The organism is Priestia sp. 179-F W1.4 NHS (assembly GCF_045369295.1).
Classification (GTDB): Bacteria; Bacillota; Bacilli; order Bacillales; family Bacillaceae_H; genus Priestia; species Priestia zanthoxyli.
Genome location: NZ_JBIQFF010000001.1, coordinates 541124 through 564704 on the forward strand (window position 1 = coordinate 541124; position 23581 = coordinate 564704).

Genomic DNA, 23581 nt, shown 5'->3' on the forward strand with positions numbered 1-23581 from the left:
GTAATGGTGATGATTTGTGAGCAGAGCAAAACGTAAAATTGATCACATTCATCATGCGATTCAAACGGGACAGCATCGGCTGCACGGGCTAGATGATATTCGCTTCGTTCATAATAGCTTACCAAATACAGGCGTGCACGATGTTCATATTGATACAAAAATTGGCGAACTTTTGTTAAGTTCGCCAATTTTTATAAATGCTATGACGGGTGGAGGCGGACAAGAAACGGAACGGATTAACCGTTCGTTTGCTCAAATTGCTCATCATGGTCAATTAGCAATGGCCGTTGGATCGCAGATGGCTGCGATTAAAGATGAAAAGGAAGAACAATCATACAGAGTAGTGCGTCAAGAAAACCCTAACGGAATTATTTTTGCCAACCTAGGCAGTGAAGCTACAGTTGAACAAGCTAAAAAAGCGGTTGATATGCTTGAAGCAAATGGACTTCAAATTCATTTAAATGTTATACAAGAACTGGTCATGCCAGAGGGAGATCGTGATTTTACCGATGCATTACGTCGTATTGAACGAATTGTCCGAGAAGTAACCGTTCCTGTAATTGTCAAAGAAGTAGGTTTTGGGATGAGCGCTCAAGCAGTGCAAAAACTTAAAGATGTCGGTGTTGAAATCGTTGATATTGGTGGGTACGGTGGTACCAATTTTTCGAAAATCGAAAATGAAAGACGAGCAAAACATTTTCACTTCTTTAATGATTGGGGAATTTCCACAGCAGCTTCTTTAGCGGAAGTATCTCAGCACGTAGAAGGTATATCCATTATTGGTTCAGGAGGTATTCAAACCTCTATGGATGTTGCTAAGTCCATTGCGTTAGGAGCTTCTGCAACGGGAATGGCAGGATATTTTCTATCCATTTTAATGAAGTCTGGTTTAGAAGCAGTCGTAGAAGAGATAGCCGAGCTGCATGAGGAGTTAACGTTTATCATGGCTGCATTAGGAGCAACTTCTATTGCTAAGCTTCAGCAAATGCCTCTAGTTATTACAGGGGATACCCATAGCTGGCTGACTCAGCGAAATGTATCTATAGAAACATTTAATAACAGATGATAAAAAAGCAAGCAGTTAACTGCTTGCTTTTTTATTTCCTTAGAAGATGAATGATCGCGTTTTCATTAAAAAAAACAAAAAATATTGGCAGAAGAAGTGACAAAAAGCATGAAATCCCAAACGTTAGCCACTTATAATAAGTTAAATAAACAGAAAAATCAGAAAAAAGAGGTGGCGTAATGAAAAAGGGACATCCTATATTTACAATTTTTCTTTTCTTTTTAGGCTGGGTTTTCATGTATGCAGATCGTAATATTTTATCTCCAGTTATGGGAGATATCGGTGCGCAGTGGGATCTTAATAAAGCTGAACTTGGTCTAATGTCTACCGTATTTTTTGCAGCGTATGCAGCTATGCAGATTCCAACGGGTTTTTTGGCAGATCGATTTGGTCGCGTTAAGATCTTAGTGGCTGGATACATTTTGTTTGGAGTTGCCACATTCTTTACAGGACTTACGACTACTTTCGGTATGTTCTTGCTCATGCGGGCGCTGACAGGACTTGGAGAAGGAACGTATTATGGTTCACAATACGGAATTTCTTCAAGCATCACGTCTGAACGATACCGAGGTCTAGTGTCTGCGCTCATCAATAGTGGAATGGCTTTTGGTATATCGCTTGGTTTTATCGGTTCTACATACATTACATATACGTTAGAAAAAGACTGGCAGTTTACTTTTTACTTATTTGCTATTCCGACTATAGTAATAGCTATTTTAATAGCTTTCTTTGTAAAAGATAAGCAAAGGGATCAAGAAAAAAATTCGCTAAATAAAGAAACAAAGCAGTCGCTAAAAGTATTATTTACAAAAAATCATATTTTCGTATACATTTTAATCTTCTGCTCTCTTTACGGATTTTTTGGGATGCTGACGTGGCTTCCTTATTATTTGCAGCACTCGCGCGGCTTAGAAGGGTCTCAAACAGGCATCATAGCATCTTTAGTACCGTGGGCGTCTATTCCAGGAGCAATCTTCTTTGGATATATATCGGATCGAATTGCAAATAAAAAAGCATTAATTGTGAGTTTGTCAGTAGCGGGCGCTTTATGTCAATTTTTTATTCCCTATACAGAGAGTTATTCTTGGCTATTAATCGGCTTAATTGTGTACGGTCTGATAGGGAAATTAGCATTAGATCCGATTTTAATTTCGTATATGGCGGATATTACTCCCTCTTCCATGTACTCTAAAGTGTACGGTTTTTTTAACTTCAGCGGCATGCTGTCATCGATCTTTGCACCTTACATTACCGGATATTTTGCAGATAAACTTGGAAGTATGGAATTCGGATTTTATTTGTCAGGAGCACTATTGTTAGTGGGAGGAGTTCTCTTTTTGTTTACAGGAAAGAAAGAACGTTCCTATCCTGTTTCACATCCAGTTTTAAAATAAAAAATGCGCTGACTTAGTCAGCGCATTTTTTTATTTATGCTCATTTAACTCGCGCGCTTCTTCAGGACTTTGCAAGCTAGTTGCTCCCGGATAGTGAAGTCCTTGATCACGGTCAGATTCAACTCGTTTTGATTCCTTTAATTTTTTCTCTTGACGATCTTTTCCCATTTTATATTCCCTCCTTTTTTCTGATAGGTTGTCCAAAATAAGCGGTTCTATTCTAAAACTCCGATTAAGTTTTCCAAAATTGATACATACTGATGACAGATAGGGGAGGTGCCATATTCAGTGGACGGAATTTTCTTTTATTGGCTTTCGTGGATGGGATGGATTGTTGCGACTTTTCTTATGCCCAAAACAGCTAGGCGTTGGAAGGTAGCAGCCATTATATTAATCAGTATACTCCTAAGCGGAATGAACATGCATATGACTCAGTTTTCATGTAGCTACACCGCTTTGTTTTTAGTGGGAGTAGCGTGTGTGTATGCTTCAGGCTACAGCCGATTTCAGCAGTTATATTATGTTATTGTATGCGGCATTATAATAATTGCCTATGCTGGTTTTTGTTTACTTGAGCTCTATGATCCTGTCTGGATTTTTATTGATCGTAAGTGGATTTTGACTGGACTTATCTTATATATTTGCTTTATGGTGGTTAAAGATGCTGAAAAAAGATTCGCAGCAATCATTTTAGGTGTAGTTGGAGGAGACTTTTTATACGCAGTTGTCATTCGGGATATCGCATCTTATGAAATAGGGTCTCTTCGTACACTCGACGTTTTAGCCACAGCAGTAGGAGCGATGTTTATTTGGGAGATGCTGGTTTATTTCTCTGCTTATTTAGATTTGTACGTGCTGAAGTCTCACAGGCAAAAGCAAAGTACTTACAAATAGAAGAAGAGATTTCGTAAAATTATATTGTTGTTACCGGTGATTTTTGATAAAATTGTTTGATTGAAAGAGTAATGCTTATTCAGCGGATAGGCAGTTAATCAGTTCAGTATAAGAAAGAGCTGATAAAAATCCTGCTTTATCGCTTATGATCGATTAGTAGAGGTCATGCCACGCTGCATGGCCTCAATTTTTGAAAAACGAATGATCTTATTTATTTGTACATGTAGATAAATACCTTTAGTCGATTAAAGACTGGTTGCCGATACATAAAAAAGATCAAGGAAAGGGAAGAATCGTATGCCAAAACCAATTATTGCGATTGTTGGTCGTCCCAACGTAGGAAAATCAACAATTTTCAACCGAATTGTAGGAGAGCGAGTATCTATTGTAGAAGATATTCCGGGTGTAACTCGTGATCGTATCTATAGTTCAGGTGAGTGGCTGAATTTGGACTTTAACATTATTGATACTGGCGGTATTGATATTGGAGATGAGCCATTTTTAGAACAGATCAAACAGCAGGCAGAAATTGCAATTGATGAAGCGGACGTAATCATTTTTCTAGTGAATGGACGCGATGGAATTACTGCAGCTGATGAAGAAGTGGCGAAAATTTTATACAAATCCAAAAAGCCCGTCGTCCTAGCCGTTAATAAAGTAGATAATCCTGAAATGAGAGAATTAATCTATGATTTCTACGCACTAGGATATGGAGAACCGTTCCCAATCTCAGGAACGCATGGTTTAGGTTTAGGTGACCTGTTAGACGAGGCAGCTAAGCATTTTCCAAAAGAAAAAGACGAAGACTACGGAGAAGAAGTCATTAAATTTTCATTGATTGGTCGTCCTAACGTAGGGAAATCTTCATTAGTTAATGCTCTTCTAGGTGAAGATCGTGTTATTGTCAGTGATCTCGCCGGCACGACACGCGATGCCATCGATACGAAGTTTACAAAAGAAGATCAAGAATATGTTGTTATTGATACAGCTGGAATGAGAAAGCGTGGAAAAGTGTACGAGAGTACTGAAAAATACAGCGTACTTCGCGCATTAAAGGCAATTGAACGCTCAGACGTTGTCTTAATTGTATTAAATGCTGAAGAGGGTATTATTGAACAAGATAAGAAAATTGCTGGCTATGCACAAGAAGCTGGAAAAGCTGTTGTCATCGTAGTGAACAAATGGGATACAGTAGAAAAAGATGAAAAAACAATGAAAAAATTTGAAGAAAATATACGCGAGCATTTTCAGTTCTTAACATATGCTCCAATTGTATTCCTTTCAGCTAAAACGAAAAAACGTACGCATACGCTATTGCCAATGATTGATCTTGCAAGCGAAAGCCATGCGGTACGTGTAGAAACAAGCATCTTAAACGATGTAATTATGGATGCAGTAGCAATGAACCCTACGCCTACTCATAACGGCAACCGCTTAAAAATCTATTACACAACTCAAGTAGCAATCAAGCCGCCAACTTTTGTTGTGTTTGTAAATGATCCTGAGCTAATGCATTTTTCATATAAACGTTTCTTAGAAAATAAGCTTCGTGAAGCTTTTGGATTCGAAGGAACTCCAATTAAAATTATTGCAAGACCAAGAAAATAACAGAGGATGTGATCGGCGTGGAAAGAATAGCTGTACTAGGAGCAGGGAGTTGGGGAACTGCATTAGCTTTCGTATTGGCGGAAAATGGACACGATGTTCGCATTTGGGGACATAGACAACAAGTCATTGATCAAATCAACGAGAAGCATCAGAATGAAAAATATCTGCCTGGTGTAGAGCTTCCTCATCAGATTAAAGGTTTTACGTCATTAGAAAAGGCAATAGAGGGTGTTGAAACCCTTATTTTAGCTGTTCCAACGAAGGCCATTCGTGAAGTGTTGCAACAGCTAAAATCCCTTACCGATGAACTGTTTACAATTGTTCACGTAAGTAAAGGAATTGAACCGGATTCTCTTTTACGTATATCTCAAATGATTCAACAAGAAATTGATACAAAAGACATCGTTGTCTTATCAGGTCCGAGTCATGCTGAAGAAGTAAGTAGAAGGCAGCCGACAACCGTGACGTCAGCTTCAACAAATATACAAGCAGCAGAAAAAGTGCAGGATTTATTTAATAATCAACAGTACTTCCGTGTTTATACAAATCCTGATGTGATTGGTGTGGAAATTGGGGGAGCGTTAAAAAATATTATTGCTCTTGCTGCTGGTATCACGGATGGACTTGGATATGGTGACAATGCGAAGGCCGCTCTTATGACTCGTGGCTTAGCTGAAATCGCTCGTTTAGGTACGGTGCTTGGCGCCAATCCTCTGACGTTCTCAGGTTTAACCGGGATTGGAGACTTGATTGTAACGTGTACAAGCGTTCATTCTCGAAATTGGCGCGCTGGTAATCTTCTTGGAAAAGGCAAAAATTTAGACGAAGTATTAGAAAATATGGGAATGGTTGTAGAAGGTGTACGCACGACGAAAGCAGCTTACCAGCTATCTCAAAAATACGACGTGAAAATGCCGATTGCTGATGCTTTATATAACGTACTGTTTAATGATGTGAAGGCAAAAGATGCAGTAGACGCGCTTATGTCTCGTACTAAAACACATGAAATGGAAGATTTAGCGAATGTTTTAGGAGAAAAATTAAATTAAGTGCAAAGAAATATGAAAAAATAGGCAATTGGTGATACCCAAAATCATTTACTTGCATAAAATAACGTGTAAATAAAGATGAGTAGAACTGTTAGTATGGGAATATTTAGTTACGGTCGAAGCGAAGAGCCCCCTTCGCTTCGATTTTTTTATGTGAAAAAGCAGGAATTTGTCAATTTAATAGGAAAGTAATTACTATAGAGCGTAAATCAATGGAAGGTAAATAAATATTAAATTTAGAATGTTCTATTAATATCCGTCTTAACTATAAGTCCTTATGTTATAATAACGGTGAAAAAAGGAGTGGATGCAATTTGTCGCCAGGTTTGTTAAAGATGTGGATTTCATTGGGTTCCATTGTATTTATGTTTATTGCGGTATTTTCTATTTACTTTAGTCGTTATAAAATCACGAACCGCGTTGGTAAAATTGTACTCGCTTTCATTGCCTATTCGCTCATGGTTGTAGCAGGTCTTATTATGGTAATTGTTGTATTCAGCGGTCCGACAGATGCTTAATGTACATATGGTAGGGTGAGGAAAATGAAAAAATTCATGTTAACGTCTATTGTTGGGTTAACCATTTTTGTATTATCCGGTTGTTTATACCCGACGGAAAGAATGTCTCAAAATCAAGTTCCTTATAAAGATCAAGTTGCTTCCGTACAAACAGCCGTTGATCAATTTAAAGAAGAAAGCGGAGGCTTATTGCCGATAAAAACGAAAGATATGGACACGCCGATTTATCAAAAATATCCGATTGACTTTACGAAAATTGTTCCTAGATACATGCAAGACGCACCTGGGAATTCGTATGAAAGCGGAGGGATATTTGCGTACGTGCTTGTGGATGCAGAAACAAAGCCCACGGTTAAATTATTAGACTTACGGATGGCGGATACGATTCAAGATGTTAATGTACATTTGAATATATACCGTCAAAACCATAAAGGGTACGTACCGTTTAAAGACGTCATCGCTCCCGGCGTATTCTCTATTAACTATAAGAAATTGAATATGAAAGAACCCCCTGTCGTTACTAGCCCGTATACAGGGAATAGTCTTTCTTTAATTGTTAATGGGCAGGGAGATGTATTTGTAGATTATCGTCCTGATTTGTATGATGCCATTCAAAAGCATAAAAGCTCCTACAAACCGGGTGAAGATATCCGAAAGCTCCTTGTGGAAAACAGTGATTTTGTACCTGCTTATTCTCTTCCTTATACAGTTAACGATAAGAATGAACCAATATTTTTTAAAAAATAAGTCATGAACCCCTTCTCCTTGAATAATATTCAGAGAGAAGGGGTTTTCTCTTTCTTGTACACCAATAATAAAAATCAGAATGACTAAGTCAGCATGTGCATGAAAAAAATCATAAATTTTTCTATCAAAAGTCATATTTTAATAGGACAACGTCATAACTATATAGTGTCCTAATTTACTCTCGCAATGGATGTCATATTCCATGAACTCATAGATCGGAGGGGATCTTTTGGAAAAGGTGGATGTATTTAAAGATATCGCTGAACGTACAGGAGGCGATATATATTTAGGTGTGGTGGGAGCAGTTCGAACAGGAAAATCTACATTTATTAAAAAGTTTATGGAGCTGGTGGTCCTGCCTCACATCGAGAACGAGGCAGAAAGAGCTCGCACACAAGATGAACTACCACAAAGTGCAGCTGGAAAAACGATTATGACAACTGAGCCAAAATTCGTACCGAATCAAGCAGTCAATGTTTTGGTAGATGACGGGCTAGAAGTTAACATACGGTTAGTAGATTGTGTAGGATATACAGTGCCAGGCGCTAAAGGGTACGAAGATGAAAATGGACCTCGAATGATCAATACACCTTGGTATGAAGAACCAATTCCATTTCACGAAGCGGCTGAAATTGGAACGAGAAAGGTCATTCAAGAACACTCAACGATTGGTGTCGTCATTACAACAGATGGCTCAATTGGAGATATACCTCGTCAAGATTACGTGGAAGCAGAAGAGCGCGTCATTAATGAGCTAAAAGAAGTAGGCAAACCCTTTATCATGGTTATTAATACCGTACAGCCATATCATCCCGATACAGAAAAGCTTCGTGCAAAGCTTAATGAAAAATATGATATCCCAGTATTAGCGATGAGTGTGGAAAGCATGCGCGATACTGATGTGATGAACGTATTAAGAGAAGCACTATACGAGTTCCCTGTATTAGAAGTCAACGTTAATCTACCAAGCTGGGTAATGGTTTTAAAAGATAAACATTGGCTGCGTGAAAGCTATCAAGAAGCCGTTAAAGAAACGGTAAAAGATATTAAGAGACTGAGAGACGTTGAACGGGTAGTAGAGCAATTTAGCCAGTTTGAGTTTATCGATCAGGCTCGATTAGCCGGAATTGAGATGGGGCAGGGGATTGCCGAAATTGACTTATACGCTCCAGATGACTTATATGATCAGATTTTGAAAGAAATCGTGGGAGTAGAAATTCGCGGAAGAGATCATTTGCTGCAGTTAATGCAAGACTTTGTGCATGCAAAAACCGAGTATGATCAAGTCTCTGATGCACTTCGCATGGTTAAGCAAACGGGTTATGGTGTAGCTGCACCTTCGCTTTCAGATATGAGCCTTGATGAACCTGAAATTATTCGCCAAGGATCGCGTTTTGGAGTTCGTTTAAAAGCAGTGGCACCTTCTATACACATGATTAAAGTGGATGTAGAATCAGAATTTGCGCCGATTATCGGAACGGAGAAGCAAAGCGAAGAATTAGTTCGTTATTTGATGCAAGACTTTGAAGATGATCCGCTTTCAATTTGGAATTCAGATATATTTGGCCGCTCTCTAAGTTCAATCGTAAGAGAAGGGATTCAAGGAAAGCTGTCGCTGATGCCTGAAAATGCGCGATATAAGTTAAAAGAAACGCTAGAACGGATTATTAACGAAGGATCTGGAGGTTTAATCGCGATTATTTTATAAGAATATAAGGTTAGGCTCCTCATAAAGGAGCCTCTTCTTTTTGGATAGATCATACAAAACTTTACATATATTGTGATAGATCGCGTGGTTATCCTATTCCTGCGTTATTTTCTGCTTGCTATGCCTTGTTCAATATGTTAATCTTTTAACAGAAATCGATCGATCATACTGTTTTCACTACATACATACGGCAGATGAATGAAAAACATTGAATTATTTAGTTCAATCGTTTATGATTAGGCTTGTCGATACATAGGTTATGTATAATATCCATTTGTTTTGTTAAAGAATGAGATATAACGAATTACTAGATTCCTTTTCTAACAAGGTTTTTAGTTATTATATGATCCGATTTTGGGAGGAGGTGAATGGCATGAACAAGACAGAATTAATTAATGCTGTTGCAGAAGCAAGTGAGCTTTCAAAAAAGGATGCTACAAAAGCAGTTGATGCTGTTTTCGATACAATTTTAGAAGCTTTAAAAGCTGAGGACAAAGTTCAACTTATCGGTTTTGGTAACTTCGAAGTACGTGAACGTGCTGCTCGTAAAGGACGCAATCCACAAACTGGCGAAGAAATCGAAATTCCTGCTAGCAAAGTTCCTGCATTCAAACCAGGTAAAGCTCTTAAAGATGCTGTAAAATAATATCTACATAAAATGGCTTTATTCATAGCCGTTGATGAAGAGCTTTGAAAGGTCGCACATTTGCGACCTTTCTTTTTTGCCTTTGGTATATACATATGCTAGAATTTTTTTCATAAAGTCGTAATGCAACGAATTGGAGGGCAACAACATGTCATCTGTAAATAAACCACAGATCGAACAAGCTGTGAGACTAATTTTAGAAGCAATTGGCGAAGATCCAAACCGTGAAGGATTATTAGATACACCAAAGCGAGTAGCTAAAATGTATGAGGAAGTCTTTTCCGGGTTGAATGAAGATCCAAAAGAGCATTTTAAAACAGTTTTTGGAGAAGATCATGAAGAGCTAGTGCTTGTAAAAGATATTCCTTTTTACTCTATGTGTGAACACCACTTAGTGCCTTTTTACGGAAAAGCTCATGTTGCGTATATTCCAAAAGGCGGACGAGTGACCGGTTTAAGTAAGCTGGCAAGAGCGGTAGAAGCTGTTGCGAAACGTCCTCAGCTTCAGGAGAGAATTACATCTACAGTGGCGGATTCTATTGTAGAAACATTAGAGCCGCACGGGGTAATGGTAGTAGTGGAAGCAGAGCACATGTGTATGACCATGCGAGGCATTAAAAAGCCTGGAGCTATGACAATCACTTCTGCTGTGCGTGGAGTGTTAGAACACGATGCAAGTTCTAGAGCTGAAGTTTTATCATTGATTAAATCATAATGTGGATGATGAAGGAGAAGAGAATATGACACAAAAAGGAACGCCAGAGTATATTGTCATTAAAGCGGTCGAAGATGGAGTTAACGTAATTGGCTTAACGCGAGGAGCAGATACGCGATTTCATCATTCAGAAAAACTAGATAAAGGCGAAGTGATGATTGCGCAGTTTACTGAGCATACATCCGCAATTAAAATTCGTGGCAAAGCCGTCGTTCAGACTGTTCACGGAGAAATTGAATCCGATACGAAAAAATAAGCAGGGATTTTCCTGCTTTTATTTATATTTAAAATAAATGAATAAGAACAGGAAAAACATGGTGAAACTAAAAGCAATATCTTAAATTACTGTCTAAGAAATCAAGATGGTATGTAGATGAACGGTGTTCAAGCGGATGAGCAGCTAAAGGATTTAAACCGTGAAAAAGCTTCAAAAGAATTTAAAGGATATTTTATAATGTAATTATGTTATAATTGACACTATCGATTTGGAGTTAAAAGAACTTTAAACAAATAGTGATGGAAAGGGAGACAAGGATGATGAGCGTAAAAACCATCTATGATATTGTGGCCAACATGAAAGAACAGCTTCATGTTGAATTAAGTCATCCATATGTAAAAAAATATATTCATCATCCGCGTATTGATGAAAATAGATTACTGTACATGTGTTCGTTCTTAGATACTCTTTCAATGGAAGAAGAAAAAAAGAACAGCTCTGTGCTATCTGTGATGCTCGTTCAAACCGCACTTGATACCCACGATCTAGTCTCCACTCAAAATGTTAGCGGAAATGAAGGGAAGCTGCATGAGAGGCAGCTGGTAGTTTTGGCCGGAGATTATTACAGCGGCCTGTACTATTACTATTTAGCTCAAAGCAGCCAGCTGAATTTAATGAAAGTTATAGCATCTGCTATTAAAGAAATTAATATCGCTAAGATACACATTTATAACAATCGCTCTACTAATCCACACGACGTTATGAATAGTTTTTTAGCAGCAGAATCATCGTTTGTAAGATGCTTATGTGACTATTTTGAACGTGAAGAGTGGAAAGAACTTTTAAAACATGCAGCGTATTTGAATGGGATATTAAAGCAATTAAAGTCATTACAGCATAAAGAGCCTACTCTCTTGCTAAACTATTGCAAACAAATTGGCATGAATCAAGAACAAATAAAAGAATACCTTTATTCGTATACTCAACAGTCTGTAAATATTGTTAGAGGGTACTTACGAAGTGAATTTGCGATGAATGAGTTTTTAAGAGAGCACTTAGATGAACTTACATCTAGCTTAGAAGTGTTGAAAAATGTCGTAGGAGAAGGATAGAGATATGCAGCAATCAAAAGAACAGCGTGTCCATGGCGTATTTGAAAAAATATACAAAAATTATGATCAAATGAATTCTGTTATTAGTTTTCAGCGTCATAAGGCATGGCGCAAAGATACGATGAAGCGAATGAATGTTCAAAAAGGAACAAAAGCTTTAGATGTTTGTTGCGGAACTGCGGATTGGACGCTAGCTATGGCTGAAGCAGTTGGAGAAACAGGAGAGGCAGTTGGCCTGGATTTTAGTCAAAATATGCTAAAGATTGGTGAAGAGAAAGTAAAAAACTCACCTTTTTCAAATATTACTTTATTACATGGCAATGCAATGGAGCTTCCTTTTGAAGATAATTCATTTGACTATGTAACGATTGGATTCGGACTGCGCAACGTGCCCGATTACCTTCAAGTTTTAAAGGAAATGCAGCGCGTCGTGAAACCTGGCGGAAAAGTGGTTTGCCTTGAAACGTCTCAGCCAACGATGATTGGTTACCGACAAATGTACTTGCTTTATTTTAAGTATATTATGCCTGCGCTTGGAAAGATGGTCGCTAAAAGCTATGATGAATATTCATGGCTTCAAGAGTCAGCTAGGGACTTTCCAGGTCAAAAGCAATTGGCTGATATGTTCCGTGAAGCCGGTTTGACAGATGTTGAAGTGAAATCTTACACAGGTGGAGTAGCGGCGATGCATCTAGGGTACAAACGATAAAAGAGAAAAAGCTTGTCCTACAGGTGCTACAGCCTGTAGGATAAGGAGTAAAGAATGAATATATAATGCAAGGTGAGTCCAATGAAACTAAAAATGATGTACGCTTTTTTGAATACGGATATTACCCTTATTGAGAAAGAACTTGAACAAACTGTTCATACCGATGAAACACTTATCACAGATGCTTCTCTTCACCTTTTACAAGCAGGGGGGAAACGAATTCGCCCTGTATTTGTTTTGTTGGCAGCTAAATTTGGGCATTACAATATCGACCAAATCAAACATGTGGCAGTAGCGCTTGAGCTGATTCATATGGCGTCTCTTGTTCATGATGATGTTATTGATGACGCTGATAAGCGACGGGGAAAACAAACAATTAAGGCAAAATGGGACAATCGTATTGCTATGTATACAGGGGATTACATCTTTGCTCGTGCACTTGAAGTTATGAGTGAGGTTAAAGATGTGGAAGCACATAAAATTTTATCTAATACGATGGTGGAATTAACGCTCGGTGAAATTGAACAGATTAAGGACAAATACAACCTAAACCAAAACTTACGCGTGTATCTGCGTAGAATTAAACGTAAAACGGCACTGCTAATTGCTGCAAGCTGTCAGTTAGGCGCAATTGCAGCGGGAGCTCCTGAAGATATACATAAACGTTTATTTTGGTTTGGATATTACGTGGGAATGTCATTTCAAATTACCGATGACATTTTAGATTTTATCTCATCAGAAGAACAGCTTGGGAAACCAGTTGGCAGCGACTTACTGCAAGGAAATATTACGCTGCCAGTTTTGTATGCCATTGAAAATGCTGAGTTTCGAGATAAAGTAGAACAGCTTTTCGAGAGGGAATATGAGCAAGAGCTGATCGATGAAATTATTTCTGATATTAAATCTTCTAACGCCATTGAACGTTCATTTGAGATGAGCGATCGTTATCTGCAAAAAGCGATGAGCATTTTAGAAGAACTGCCGCCAAACAAGGCGAAAAAAACGCTGCATCAAATTGCGAAGTACATTGGAAAACGGAAATTTTGATTTATTTACTTTCATAAGTTGTAAACTGCTCGAAACAATGTTAATATCTTCATGAGGTGTGATTGCGCTTTCAAAACTTGTTTACATATCATGAACTTCAGGGGTGGAGAGTAAAATGATACAAAAAACGTTTTTAATGGTCAAACCAGACGGGGTACAAAGAAGCATTATTGGTGAGGTTATTTCTCGCTTTGAGAAAAAAGGTTTTCAATTAGTTGGAGCTAAGCTTATGCATATTTCGCAGGAATTAGCTGAAACACACTATGGTGAACATAAAGAGAAACCTTTCTTCGGTGAGTTAGTGAAATTTATCACATCAGGTCCAGTTTTTGCTATGGTATGGGAAGGTGAAAACGTGATTTCAGTATCACGTCAAATGGTGGGGAAAACTAACCCTCAAGAAGCGCTTCCTGGAACTATTCGAGGTGATTATGGACTGATTGTGGATAAGAATATTATTCACGGCTCAGATTCACCAGAAAGTGCGGAGCGTGAAATCAGCTTATTCTTTGAAAGTGAAGAGTTGACTTTCTATAAAAAAGACGCAGACGCTTGGATTTACTAATTTAGATAGCGCAAAAAGACGAATGAATTTTCATTCGTCTTTTTTATTGTGTGTATAAATAGGCTTCTAGGCTATTAAGTGCAAAGATTTCCCCGCATAAACATTTTCATAATGTATTCCGATATATTAATAAGAAGATAAGCGTATATAAAGGTTTTATTTCTTTATACGTCTAACATAAACGTATAGGAATGAGAAAGGAGAGTCAAAAATGATAGATGAATACGACGCGTTTGTGGAAAAAATAAAAACAAAAACAGGCATTGATTTATCACTATATAAGCAGTCTCAAATGCACCGCCGCCTCACCTCGCTGTATGAAAAAAAAGGTTTTTCTAGTTTTTTTGAATATTATCGAGCAATGAACAGTAACAACGAACTGCTTGAGGAGTTTTTAGATCGGATGACGATTAACGTGTCAGAGTTTTATCGCAACTATCAGCGGTGGGATATATTGGAGCAAAAAATTTTACCGACTCTTTTAAAAGGAAAATCAGATCTGAAAGTGTGGAGCGCTGCCTGTTCAACAGGGGAAGAGCCGTATACACTAGCGATGGTTTTATCAACATTTTTTCCGCTTTGGCGTATTTCTATATTGGCGACCGATCTGGATGAAAAAGTGATAGAAAAAGCAAAAATAGGCTTTTATGATGAACGTTCACTTCAGGAAATGCCTGTTTCGATGAAAAACAAGTACTTTCAACAAAGAGGAACCGGGTACTTATTAGATGAAAAAATCAAAAAAACAGTTATTTTTCAAAAACATAACTTACTGTCAGACTCTTTTCCTAAAAACGTTGACTTGATTGTTTGTCGAAACGTGCTTATTTATTTTACCGATGAAGCAAAGCATGCTTTATATGAAAAGTTTAGCAGAGCTTTAGCACCTGGAGGCATCTTATTTGTAGGGAGCACAGAGCAGATTTTCACTCCGCAAAAGTATGGGTTTGAAACGGCTGATACGTTTTTTTACAGAAAAGTAAAGACCATTTAATTGAGATAACCTGAAGCGATTTCTTACAAGCTGAGGTGAAACTTTTTATATATTCTTATGTTATAGTATGGTATAGTCATATTTAAAAATGGAAAAATTCTGACGAATAATACATATTAAGCGGAGGTACGATTATGCGATATTTAACAGCAGGAGAATCACATGGTCCACAGTTGACTACTATTTTAGAGGGTGTTCCCGCAGGGCTTCCTTTAACAGCCGAAGACATCAATACAGATTTAGCGCGAAGACAAAAAGGTCATGGGCGCGGAAGACGTATGCAAATTGAAAAAGATCAAGCGGAAATTTTAAGCGGTGTTCGCCACGGCTATACGCTAGGATCTCCTATTACGTTAGCGGTAGAAAATAACGACTGGAAACACTGGACAAAAATTATGGGCATCGAGCCAATTTCTGAAGAAGAATCAGAAGAAGTAAAGCGTAAAATCTCAAGACCAAGACCAGGGCATGCCGATTTAAACGGCGCTATTAAATATGGTCATCGCGATATGAGAAATGTATTAGAACGCTCTTCAGCTCGTGAAACAACTGTAAGGGTAGCAGCAGGTGCTGTGGCTCGTCAAATCCTTGCTCAGTTCGGGATTTCTGTAGCTGGACATGTATTAGAAATTGGCGGCGTACAGGCAAATCCTCCTCAATACAAAAGCTTAGAGGAACTTCAAGAAGTCACTGAAGCTTCTCCAGTAAGATGTTTTGACTCAGCTGTTGAGAAAGACATGATGCAAGCAATCGATGATGCTAAGAAAAACGGCGATTCGATCGGAGGCGTAGTAGAAGTTATTATTGAAGGCGTGCCAGCAGGAGTGGGCAGCTATGTCCATTACGATCGTAAATTAGATGCGAAGATTGCTGCAGCTGTTATGAGCATTAATGCATTTAAAGGCGTTGAGTTTGGGATTGGATTTGAAGCGGCTCGCAGACCAGGAAGCGAAGTTCATGACGAAATTCTATGGGATGAAGAGAATGGATATACCCGTAAAACAAACAACTTAGGCGGCTTTGAAGGTGGCATGACAACAGGTATGCCAATTGTAGTACGCGGTGTAATGAAACCTATTCCAACGCTTTACAAGCCGTTAAAAAGTGTTGATATTGAAACAAAAGAAGCCTTCGAGGCAAGCATCGAACGTTCAGACAGCTGTGCTGTGCCGGCAGCAAGCGTTGTAGCAGAAGCCGTTGTAGCTTGGGAATTGGCTGATGCGCTAATCGAACAGTTTGGACAAGACCGAATTGATTTAATTGCTGAAAATATTGAGAAAATGCGTGTACATGCGAGGGAGTTTTAATGTTGCAAATTGATATTCAAACTTTATCCAAAACATATCCTCTTTATTTAGGAAATGGATTAATTGAAAAGCTGCCTTCTATTATTGAGAGTGTAAAACCTAATCTGTCGTCGGTGTTAATCATCACTGATTCAGCTGTAGATTCATATTATGGAGAAGCGGTTGTAAAAGCGATTGAGACGCAGTTTAAAGTGGCTAAATACGTAGTACCAAGCGGTGAACACGCAAAGTCATTTCAACATTACTACGATTGTCAGACTTTTGCACTCGAGCAGCAGCTTGACCGCAATGCGCTCGTTATTGCTTTCGGCGGAGGGGTAGTTGGCGATTTAGCTGGATTTGTAGCCGCTACATACATGAGAGGGGTTTCGTTTATTCAAGTGCCAACGACGCTTCTTGCTCACGATAGTGCTGTAGGCGGTAAAGTAGCCATTAATCATGAGCTTGGAAAAAATATGATTGGCGCTTTTTATCAGCCTGAAGCGGTTGTTTATGACATTGATCTTCTTAAAACGCTTCCTGAAAGAGAGTGGCGTTCTGGTTTTGCAGAAGTGATTAAACATGCTTTTATTCACGATGAAGCATTTTATGAATGGCTTCAGCAAAATATACAATCGCTGACTGATTTACAAGATGAAAAATTAATTTATGCTATTCAAAGCGGTATTTTAGTCAAAGCATCTGTTGTAAAAGAAGATGAGACAGAAGCTGGCGTTCGCGCCCACTTGAACTTTGGACATACGTTAGGTCATGCGATCGAAGCAGAGTGCGGCTATGGACAAATCAGTCACGGAGAAGGCGTAGCCATTGGGATGCTGTTTGCTATGAAAGTCAGCAATACGCTTGGGAAAAGCGAGTTCCCTGTAGCTGAAATTGCGAAATGGTTTGAAAAATTTGGCTATGAGACGTCTGTTCCAAACCACCTTTCAGCTGAAAAGCTGCTCGTGAGAATGAAAGCAGACAAGAAGTCCAAATCAAGCAATGTTCATATGGTACTGCTTGAAGGCGTAGGAAAACCTTTTGTTCAACAAGTAGAAGATGAAGTGATTCTTAAGCTGCTGAATGAAGAGCTTCAAGCGTAGTTTCTTCAAAAGCCAAGTAGATAGTAGTTGACAAATGAATTTGAAACGTACTACAATTGGTAACAAGTTAGTTTAGAGATTTTAGTTATGAGAAAAAAATAGACAGTTTAGTTGAGATTAGGGTAGACGAGAATGAGACAGTTGAGCAGAGTTTAGTTGAGTGAATTTTACCATTCGTATACCCAAAGGCCCATTTTTGATGTGTCTTTGGGTTTATTTATTATATCCTCTTTTATATAACCTCATCTATTCTCATTCTCCATGAAATGGAGGATTGAAAGATATGACGAACACGTATACTTCTTTTTTAGAAGACTCTACAAAGTATTTAACCATTCCAATCATAAAAAAAATATTTATCGATAGCATGACACCTGTTGATCTTTTTCAGCAAGTAAAAGATGAAGCTGTATATTTGCTTGAAAGCAATGATGAATCATCACCATGGTCCAATTATTCTTTTATTGGCTTGAATCCGTTTTTGTATGTAGAAGAAGAGAACGGAACCTATCTAGCAAAAAACAAGCAGCTTCAACCTGTGCTCCAAGGAGACAGCTTTAAAGAGGTATTTTGTAAAATTCAGCAAGAGCTGAAAGTGAAAGTACCAGATCTTGCACTTCCTTTTAAAGGAGGAGCAGTAGGGTTTATCAGCTACGACGCAGTATCGCAAATTGAAAAAGTAAACGTACATGCCCAAAACGATTTGAACATGCCTACTTTTCACTTTATCTATTGTCAAACGATGCTCGCTTATAATCACCAAACAAAAGAGCTTATGGTGATTCACTACATTCAGCTTGATGAGCAAGATAAAGAACAGCAGAAAAAAGAAAAACATGATGAAGCTCTAGCAGAGATCAATCGATATGTTGAAAGAATAGCGCAGACGGTGAAAGAAAAGCCAATGATGTTTGAAAGCGAGCAGCGCGAAGTTAGCTTTGAAGGCGTGACATCGTCATACCAAAAAGATAAATTTGTGCAAGATGTGGAAAAAATTAAGGAATACATTAAAAGCGGAGATGTTTTTCAAGCCGTATTGTCGCAGAGATTTCAAATTGATACGACCGTAGCTGGATTTGATATTTACAGAGTATTGCGATTAATTAATCCATCTCCTTATTTATTTTACGTGAAAGTAAAGGGAGTGGAATTGATTGGAAGTTCCCCTGAGCGGTTGATTCAAATTGAAAACGGCCATTTAGAAATTCATCCAATTGCAGGAACGAGAAGACGCGGCAGAGATGCAGAAGAAGATGCGCGCCTGTATGAAGACTTAATTAACGATGAAAAAGAGCGGGCAGAACACTATATGCTCGTGGACTTAGCAAGAAATGACATCGGCCGAGTTGCACAGTATGGAAGTGTCCAAACGCCTGTATTAATGCAGCAGGTTAACTTTTCGCACGTCATGCACTTGATTTCTAAAGTGACAGGACGCCTAGATGAAAAAGTACATCCTATTGATGCGCTGCTTTCTGCATTTCCAGCGGGTACCGTATCTGGCGCTCCAAAAGTGCGGGCGATGCAAATCTTAAATGAAATTGAACCAGTTGCGCGAAATGTATATGCAGGAACCGTAGCATATCTCGGATTTGATGGAAACATTGATTCGTGCATTGCAATTCGTACCATTCTTTTGAAAGACCAAACCGCTTATATACAGGCTGGAGCAGGAGTGGTTGCTGACTCAAAACCGGAGCTTGAGTGGAAAGAAACCCGCAATAAAGCTAGCGCTTTAATTAAAACAATTCAATTAGCTCAAGACATCTACGATAAAAAGGAGGATGTATATGTTTAAAGAATTGTTGAAAAAGTGTTTGCGCGGCGAGTCACTTTCAGCAGAAGAAGCAGAAAAAATTATGAATGATATTATGAACGGTAAAGTCCCGGCAGCTCAAATTGCTAGCGTGCTAACCATTTTAACGTACCGAGGAGAAACCGTCGATGAAATTGTTGGTTTTGTCCGGGGTATGAAAAACAACATGAATGCTATTTCTCTAGAAGAATTAAACGTAGTAGATACGTGCGGTACGGGAGGAGACGGCGCCTCTACGTTTAATATTTCGACGGCTAGTGCGATTGTGGCATCTGCTGCTGGAGTAAAGGTTGCGAAACATGGGAATCGCGCGGTGTCTTCTAAAAGCGGAAGTGCAGACGTGTTAGAACATCTGGATATATGGATTCAAGGAAATGAAAAAGAAGTGAAAAATGCGGTGTCTGACCTCAACATGTCCTTTTTATTTGCGCCGCTTTATCACCCTGCTATGAAGCACGTTGCTGCTACTCGAAAGGAATTAGGGTTTAGAACCGTTTTTAATGCATTAGGTCCGTTAGCAAACCCTACTAATTGCACAAAGCAAGTAATTGGCGTTTACTCTATTGAGCTTGCACGGAAATTAGCAGAAGCGCTTGTTGTACTGGGAGCTAACCACGTTCTTCTCGTTGCGGGCAGGGACGGTTTGGATGAAATTAGTGCCACGGATGTAACGGATATTGTAGAAGTGCAAGACAATGTTATTACAGAATATACGCTTGCACCAGAGGATGTACACTTACAGAGAGGTAAGCTTGAAGACTTGGTGGTAGAAGACGCGAAATCGAGTGCAGAGCTCATTGAATCGCTATTTTTAAATAAAAGTAATGTAACTGCTAAAAATGCAGTCGTGTTGAACTCTGCTGCAGCTATTTACGTTAGCGGAAACGTTTCTACTTTTGAAGAAGGAGTAGCTGTAGCTTTAGAAACAATTGAATCAGGTGCTGCATACACGCAATTACAACGATTGAAATCGAAAAAGGTGGTTGAACATGCTCAATAAAATTATTGAAACAAAAAAAGAAGAAATTCAAAACCTACAGTTACCCGAACAGCAAAATGTTACAAAACGATCATTTTTAGAAGCTTTATCAAATCCAAATCGAGAGCTGGCTCTTATTGCAGAAGTAAAAAAAGCCTCTCCTTCCAAAGGATTAATAAAGGAGAATTTTCAGCCTGTGGAAATTGCTAAAGCCTACGAGGAAGGAAAAGCAGATGCTTTGTCTGTGTTAACGGATCAGCACTATTTTCAAGGACACCGAACGTTTTTAAGTGATATTAAACAGCATGTCTCTATTCCTGTGCTTCGTAAGGATTTCATCATTGATTCCATTCAAGTGGAAGAAAGTGCAAGAATCGGTGCCGATGCTATTTTACTCATCGGAGAAGCACTTGAACCATTAAAATTGCAAGAGCTTTATCTTCAAGCTGCTAAAAAAGAGTTAGATTGTTTAGTAGAAGTGCATTCTTTAGAAACGCTTGAACAGCTGTTAGCTGTATTTACACCGAAGATTATCGGGATTAATAATCGAAATCTTCATACGTTTGAAACCAGCGTGCAGCAGACAAAAGAAATCGCTAAGCACGTGCCGAAAGATCAGCTTTTAGTAAGTGAAAGCGGGATTTACTTATACGATGATGTTTCCTACGTAAAAGAAGCCGGAGCAAAAGCTATTTTAGTAGGAGAATCGCTTATGAGACAGGATAATCAAACCAAAGCGATTAAAAAGCTGTTTGGGGAAAGTGAATATGCTTATTAAGTACTGCGGTATTCGATCAAAACAAGATATAGCTTTAATCGAAAAGTCGGCTGCTACTCACATTGGCTTTATTTTCTACCCTAAAAGTAAACGATATGTAAAGCCTGAACGAGTAAATGAGTTTGTAACGGATGAAATAAAAAAACAAGTCGCGTTAGTAGGGGTATTTGTTAATACACCGGTGGATCAAATACTTGAAATTGCCTCCGTGACAAATTTAGATGTGATTCAGTGCCACGGGCAAGAAACAGCTGCTGAAGTACGTGAGTTAAAGCAGCGTGGATATGAAGTATGGAAAGCACTCCCGCACAATAAAGATACGCTGCAGCAAATGCATGTATATGAAGAAGCTGACGGTTATGTAATTGACAGCAAGGTTAAAGAACAATTCGGAGGAACGGGCGTCGCTTTTGATTGGAGCTTCGTTCCTCAGTATGAATCAGCTGCACGAAAGTTAGGTAAAAAATGCTTTATTGCTGGAGGAATCAATGCTTTTAACATTGAGAACTTGTTACCCTACAAGCCTGGGGCGATTGATATTTCTGGCGGTATTGAAACAAATGGAACGAAGGACTATACAAAAATTATAGAGATTGAAAGGAAGATCATACTATGACATACAATCACCCTGATGAATTTGGCCGCTTTGGTGAATTTGGCGGAAAATACGTACCTGAAACATTAATGAAACCACTTGAAGAAGTAGAAGCAGCTTTGAATGAAGCAATGAAAGATCCGGCATTTAAAGATGAGTATCTATCCTTACTCGTCAATTACTCAGGACGACCAACGGCTTTAACATATGCTGATAATATTACCGAAACACTCGGCGGGGCAAAAATTTATTTAAAACGTGAAGACTTAAATCATACGGGTGCTCACAAAATCAACAATGCCATTGGACAGATTTTACTTGCTAAACGGATGGGCAAAACAAAAATTATTGCTGAAACAGGAGCGGGTCAGCACGGGGTAGCCACAGCTACAGTAGCTGCAAAGTTCGGAATGGAATGTAAAGTATTCATGGGAGAAGAAGATATTGAACGTCAGGCGTTGAACGTCTTTCGCATGAAGCTTCTAGGCGCGGAAGTCATTCCTGCAACTTCTGGAACAAAAACGCTAAAAGATGCAACAAATGAAGCAATCCGCTACTGGGTTCAACACTGTGAAGATCATTTTTACTTAATTGGTTCGGCAATTGGACCGCATCCTTATCCTAAAATGGTTCGAGATTTCCAAAAAATTATTGGAGAAGAAGCAAAAGAACAGTTTACAGCGGTAGAAGGAAAACTTCCGAATGCTGTCGTGGCATGCGTCGGAGGCGGAAGTAATGCAATCGGTATGTTTTATGATTTTATTAAAGAAGAAAATGTACGCTTGATTGGAGTAGAAGCAGGGGGGAAAGGACTAAATACAGCTCTTCATGCTGCTAAAATGGCTAAAGGCACAAAAGGTGTTATTCATGGAACGCTCACGTATTTACTTCAAGATGAAAATGGTCAAATTACAGAGCCTTATTCTATTTCAGCAGGTTTGGATTATCCGGGTATCGGTCCAGAGCATTCTCACCTTTCATCTATTGGACGAGTAGAATATGAAAGTGTAACGGATGATGAATCAATCGAAGCTCTTCAGCTCCTGGCGAAAACGGAGGGAATCATCCCGGCTATCGAATCCGCCCATGCGCTGGCAAAAGCATTTGAACTGGCTAAAAGCATGACGAAAGAAGAAACCATTTTAATTTGCTTATCAGGTCGAGGAGATAAGGACGTTCATACATTAGTAAACTTGCTAGAAGGGAAGGAAGAAGAACATGAATACGTTTGAAGCGAGACTACCTAAACATGAAACATTATTTATTCCATTTATTACAGCAGGAGATCCTCATGAAGATGCAACGGTGGAGATTGCTTTGTCTTTGCAAAAGCAAGGTGCTTCTATTTTAGAGCTGGGCGTACCGTATTCCGATCCTTTAGCAGATGGTCCAATTATTCAAGAGGCGTCCAAAAGAGCTTTATCTGGCGGCATGTCTATTTCAAAAGCTATTAAGCTTGTATCGGTGATGAGAAAAAAAGGTGTGAAAATACCGGTAATTCTCTTTACCTATTTTAATCCTGTGTTACAATTAGGTTTAGAATCCTTTTTCGCGTTAATGCGAGAAAATGAAATAGATGGAGTGCTAATTCCGGATTTACCGTACGAAGAGAGTGGCCGTATCCGGGAGCTTGCCGCTGAAAATGAAGTTGCGTACATTTCAATGGTTGCTCCTACATCTAAAGAGCGTATTCAAAAAATTGCTGCAGATGCAACGGGCTTCTTATACTGCGTGTCGTCTTTAGGCGTTACTGGGGTTCGCTCTACGCTGCCGGCTGATATTGGCACCTTTTTAGAAGATGTGAAAGCAGCAGCTTCTATACCGGTTGCCGTCGGTTTTGGGATTTCAACAAGCGAACAAGTAGAGGTATTAAAAGAACACAGCGACGGCATTGTAATCGGAAGTGCAATTGTTAATAAAATTGGCCAGCTTGAACAAGTTCTTTTAAATAAGGATACACGCCGAGACGGATTAAATCAAATTGAGGAGTATGTTGCATCCATCGTTTCGCCTATACAAAAATGCGAGGTGTAAC

25 protein-coding genes are annotated in these 23581 nt (G+C 38.9%); 24 read left to right on the top strand and 1 reads right to left on the bottom strand.

Annotation, left to right across the window (positions count from 1 at the left end):
* The first annotated feature begins 16 nt into the window (after positions 1–16).
* Together fni and ACH0CI_RS02795 are read left to right on the top strand one after the other, a co-directional pair.
* Positions 17–1066: a type 2 isopentenyl-diphosphate Delta-isomerase gene (gene fni / locus ACH0CI_RS02790; protein ID WP_028411515.1), complete on the top strand. Its 1050-nt coding sequence runs from the start codon at positions 17–19 to the stop codon at positions 1064–1066.
* Positions 1067–1245: 179 nt separating this feature from the next.
* On the top strand, positions 1246–2460 hold the full coding sequence (locus ACH0CI_RS02795; protein ID WP_028411514.1) for an MFS transporter: 1215 nt from the start codon (positions 1246–1248) through the stop codon (positions 2458–2460).
* A 30-nt stretch (positions 2461–2490) separates the two neighbouring features.
* On the opposite strand, the gene ACH0CI_RS02800 is transcribed toward ACH0CI_RS02795, so the two are convergent.
* On the bottom strand, positions 2491–2628 hold the full coding sequence (locus ACH0CI_RS02800) for a YpzI family protein (protein WP_013059024.1): 138 nt from the start codon (positions 2626–2628) through the stop codon (positions 2491–2493).
* A 120-nt stretch (positions 2629–2748) separates the two neighbouring features.
* Here ACH0CI_RS02800 and ACH0CI_RS02805 point away from each other — a divergent pair, with 120 nt between their 5' ends.
* The 22 genes from ACH0CI_RS02805 to trpA all read left to right on the top strand — a co-directional run bounded on the left by ACH0CI_RS02805 (position 2749) and on the right by trpA (position 23580).
* A complete protein-coding gene (locus tag ACH0CI_RS02805) occupies positions 2749–3354 on the top strand; it encodes a YphA family membrane protein (protein WP_310877797.1) in 606 nt (201 codons plus the stop codon).
* 297 nt (positions 3355–3651) lie between these two features.
* Positions 3652–4962, top strand: coding sequence for a ribosome biogenesis GTPase Der (gene der, locus ACH0CI_RS02810; protein WP_014458340.1), 1311 nt, complete (start codon positions 3652–3654; stop codon positions 4960–4962).
* Positions 4963–4979: 17 nt separating this feature from the next.
* Positions 4980–6011, top strand: coding sequence for an NAD(P)H-dependent glycerol-3-phosphate dehydrogenase (locus ACH0CI_RS02815; protein WP_406900849.1), 1032 nt, complete (start codon positions 4980–4982; stop codon positions 6009–6011).
* A 314-nt stretch (positions 6012–6325) separates the two neighbouring features.
* Positions 6326–6529, top strand: a complete 204-nt coding sequence (locus tag ACH0CI_RS02820) for a DUF2768 domain-containing protein (RefSeq protein WP_047749873.1) — start codon at positions 6326–6328, stop codon at positions 6527–6529.
* A gap of 24 nt (positions 6530–6553) precedes the next feature.
* Complete coding sequence (locus tag ACH0CI_RS02825; protein ID WP_028411510.1) at positions 6554–7276, top strand: hypothetical protein; 723 nt, start codon at positions 6554–6556, stop codon at positions 7274–7276.
* Between the two features lie 229 nt (positions 7277–7505).
* Positions 7506–8984, top strand: a complete 1479-nt coding sequence (spoIVA, locus tag ACH0CI_RS02830) for a stage IV sporulation protein A (RefSeq protein WP_013059017.1) — start codon at positions 7506–7508, stop codon at positions 8982–8984.
* 373 nt (positions 8985–9357) lie between these two features.
* Positions 9358–9630, top strand: a complete 273-nt coding sequence (locus tag ACH0CI_RS02835) for an HU family DNA-binding protein (RefSeq protein ID WP_013059016.1) — start codon at positions 9358–9360, stop codon at positions 9628–9630.
* A 148-nt stretch (positions 9631–9778) separates the two neighbouring features.
* Complete coding sequence (folE, locus tag ACH0CI_RS02840) at positions 9779–10345, top strand: GTP cyclohydrolase I FolE (protein WP_013059015.1); 567 nt, start codon at positions 9779–9781, stop codon at positions 10343–10345.
* Positions 10346–10370: 25 nt separating this feature from the next.
* Entirely contained in the window at positions 10371–10601 is a 231-nt protein-coding gene (mtrB, locus tag ACH0CI_RS02845) for a trp RNA-binding attenuation protein MtrB (protein ID WP_028411509.1), read from the top strand.
* 281 nt (positions 10602–10882) lie between these two features.
* Positions 10883–11674, top strand: coding sequence for a heptaprenyl diphosphate synthase component 1 (locus ACH0CI_RS02850; protein WP_230624662.1), 792 nt, complete (start codon positions 10883–10885; stop codon positions 11672–11674).
* A 4-nt stretch (positions 11675–11678) separates the two neighbouring features.
* Entirely contained in the window at positions 11679–12383 is a 705-nt protein-coding gene (locus ACH0CI_RS02855; RefSeq protein WP_013059012.1) for a demethylmenaquinone methyltransferase, read from the top strand.
* A gap of 81 nt (positions 12384–12464) precedes the next feature.
* On the top strand, positions 12465–13430 hold the full coding sequence (gene hepT / locus ACH0CI_RS02860) for a heptaprenyl diphosphate synthase component II (RefSeq protein WP_335707368.1): 966 nt from the start codon (positions 12465–12467) through the stop codon (positions 13428–13430).
* 115 nt (positions 13431–13545) lie between these two features.
* A complete protein-coding gene (gene ndk, locus ACH0CI_RS02865; protein WP_013059010.1) occupies positions 13546–13995 on the top strand; it encodes a nucleoside-diphosphate kinase in 450 nt (149 codons plus the stop codon).
* A gap of 211 nt (positions 13996–14206) precedes the next feature.
* The gene (locus tag ACH0CI_RS02870) at positions 14207–14989 is read left to right on the top strand and encodes a CheR family methyltransferase (protein ID WP_335707369.1); all 783 of its coding nucleotides are present in this window, start codon (positions 14207–14209) and stop codon (positions 14987–14989) included.
* A 134-nt stretch (positions 14990–15123) separates the two neighbouring features.
* A complete protein-coding gene (aroC, locus tag ACH0CI_RS02875) occupies positions 15124–16296 on the top strand; it encodes a chorismate synthase (protein WP_028411505.1) in 1173 nt (390 codons plus the stop codon).
* A complete protein-coding gene (gene aroB / locus ACH0CI_RS02880; RefSeq protein WP_028411504.1) occupies positions 16296–17378 on the top strand; it encodes a 3-dehydroquinate synthase in 1083 nt (360 codons plus the stop codon). The genes aroC and aroB overlap by 1 nt, the downstream gene beginning before the upstream one ends.
* Before the next feature lie 283 nt (positions 17379–17661).
* Entirely contained in the window at positions 17662–19176 is a 1515-nt protein-coding gene (gene trpE / locus ACH0CI_RS02885; RefSeq protein WP_406900850.1) for an anthranilate synthase component I, read from the top strand.
* The gene (gene trpD, locus ACH0CI_RS02890; RefSeq protein ID WP_028411502.1) at positions 19169–20194 is read left to right on the top strand and encodes an anthranilate phosphoribosyltransferase; all 1026 of its coding nucleotides are present in this window, start codon (positions 19169–19171) and stop codon (positions 20192–20194) included. The genes trpE and trpD overlap by 8 nt, the downstream gene beginning before the upstream one ends.
* Positions 20184–20951: an indole-3-glycerol phosphate synthase TrpC gene (gene trpC, locus ACH0CI_RS02895; RefSeq protein WP_406900851.1), complete on the top strand. Its 768-nt coding sequence runs from the start codon at positions 20184–20186 to the stop codon at positions 20949–20951. The genes trpD and trpC overlap by 11 nt, the downstream gene beginning before the upstream one ends.
* Entirely contained in the window at positions 20941–21567 is a 627-nt protein-coding gene (locus ACH0CI_RS02900; RefSeq protein WP_406900852.1) for a phosphoribosylanthranilate isomerase, read from the top strand. Before trpC ends, ACH0CI_RS02900 begins: the two co-directional genes overlap by 11 nt.
* Positions 21564–22778, top strand: a complete 1215-nt coding sequence (gene trpB / locus ACH0CI_RS02905) for a tryptophan synthase subunit beta (protein ID WP_045292887.1) — start codon at positions 21564–21566, stop codon at positions 22776–22778. The genes ACH0CI_RS02900 and trpB overlap by 4 nt, the downstream gene beginning before the upstream one ends.
* On the top strand, positions 22765–23580 hold the full coding sequence (trpA, locus tag ACH0CI_RS02910) for a tryptophan synthase subunit alpha (RefSeq protein WP_013084883.1): 816 nt from the start codon (positions 22765–22767) through the stop codon (positions 23578–23580). Before trpB ends, trpA begins: the two co-directional genes overlap by 14 nt.
* Position 23581: the final 1 nt, after the last annotated feature.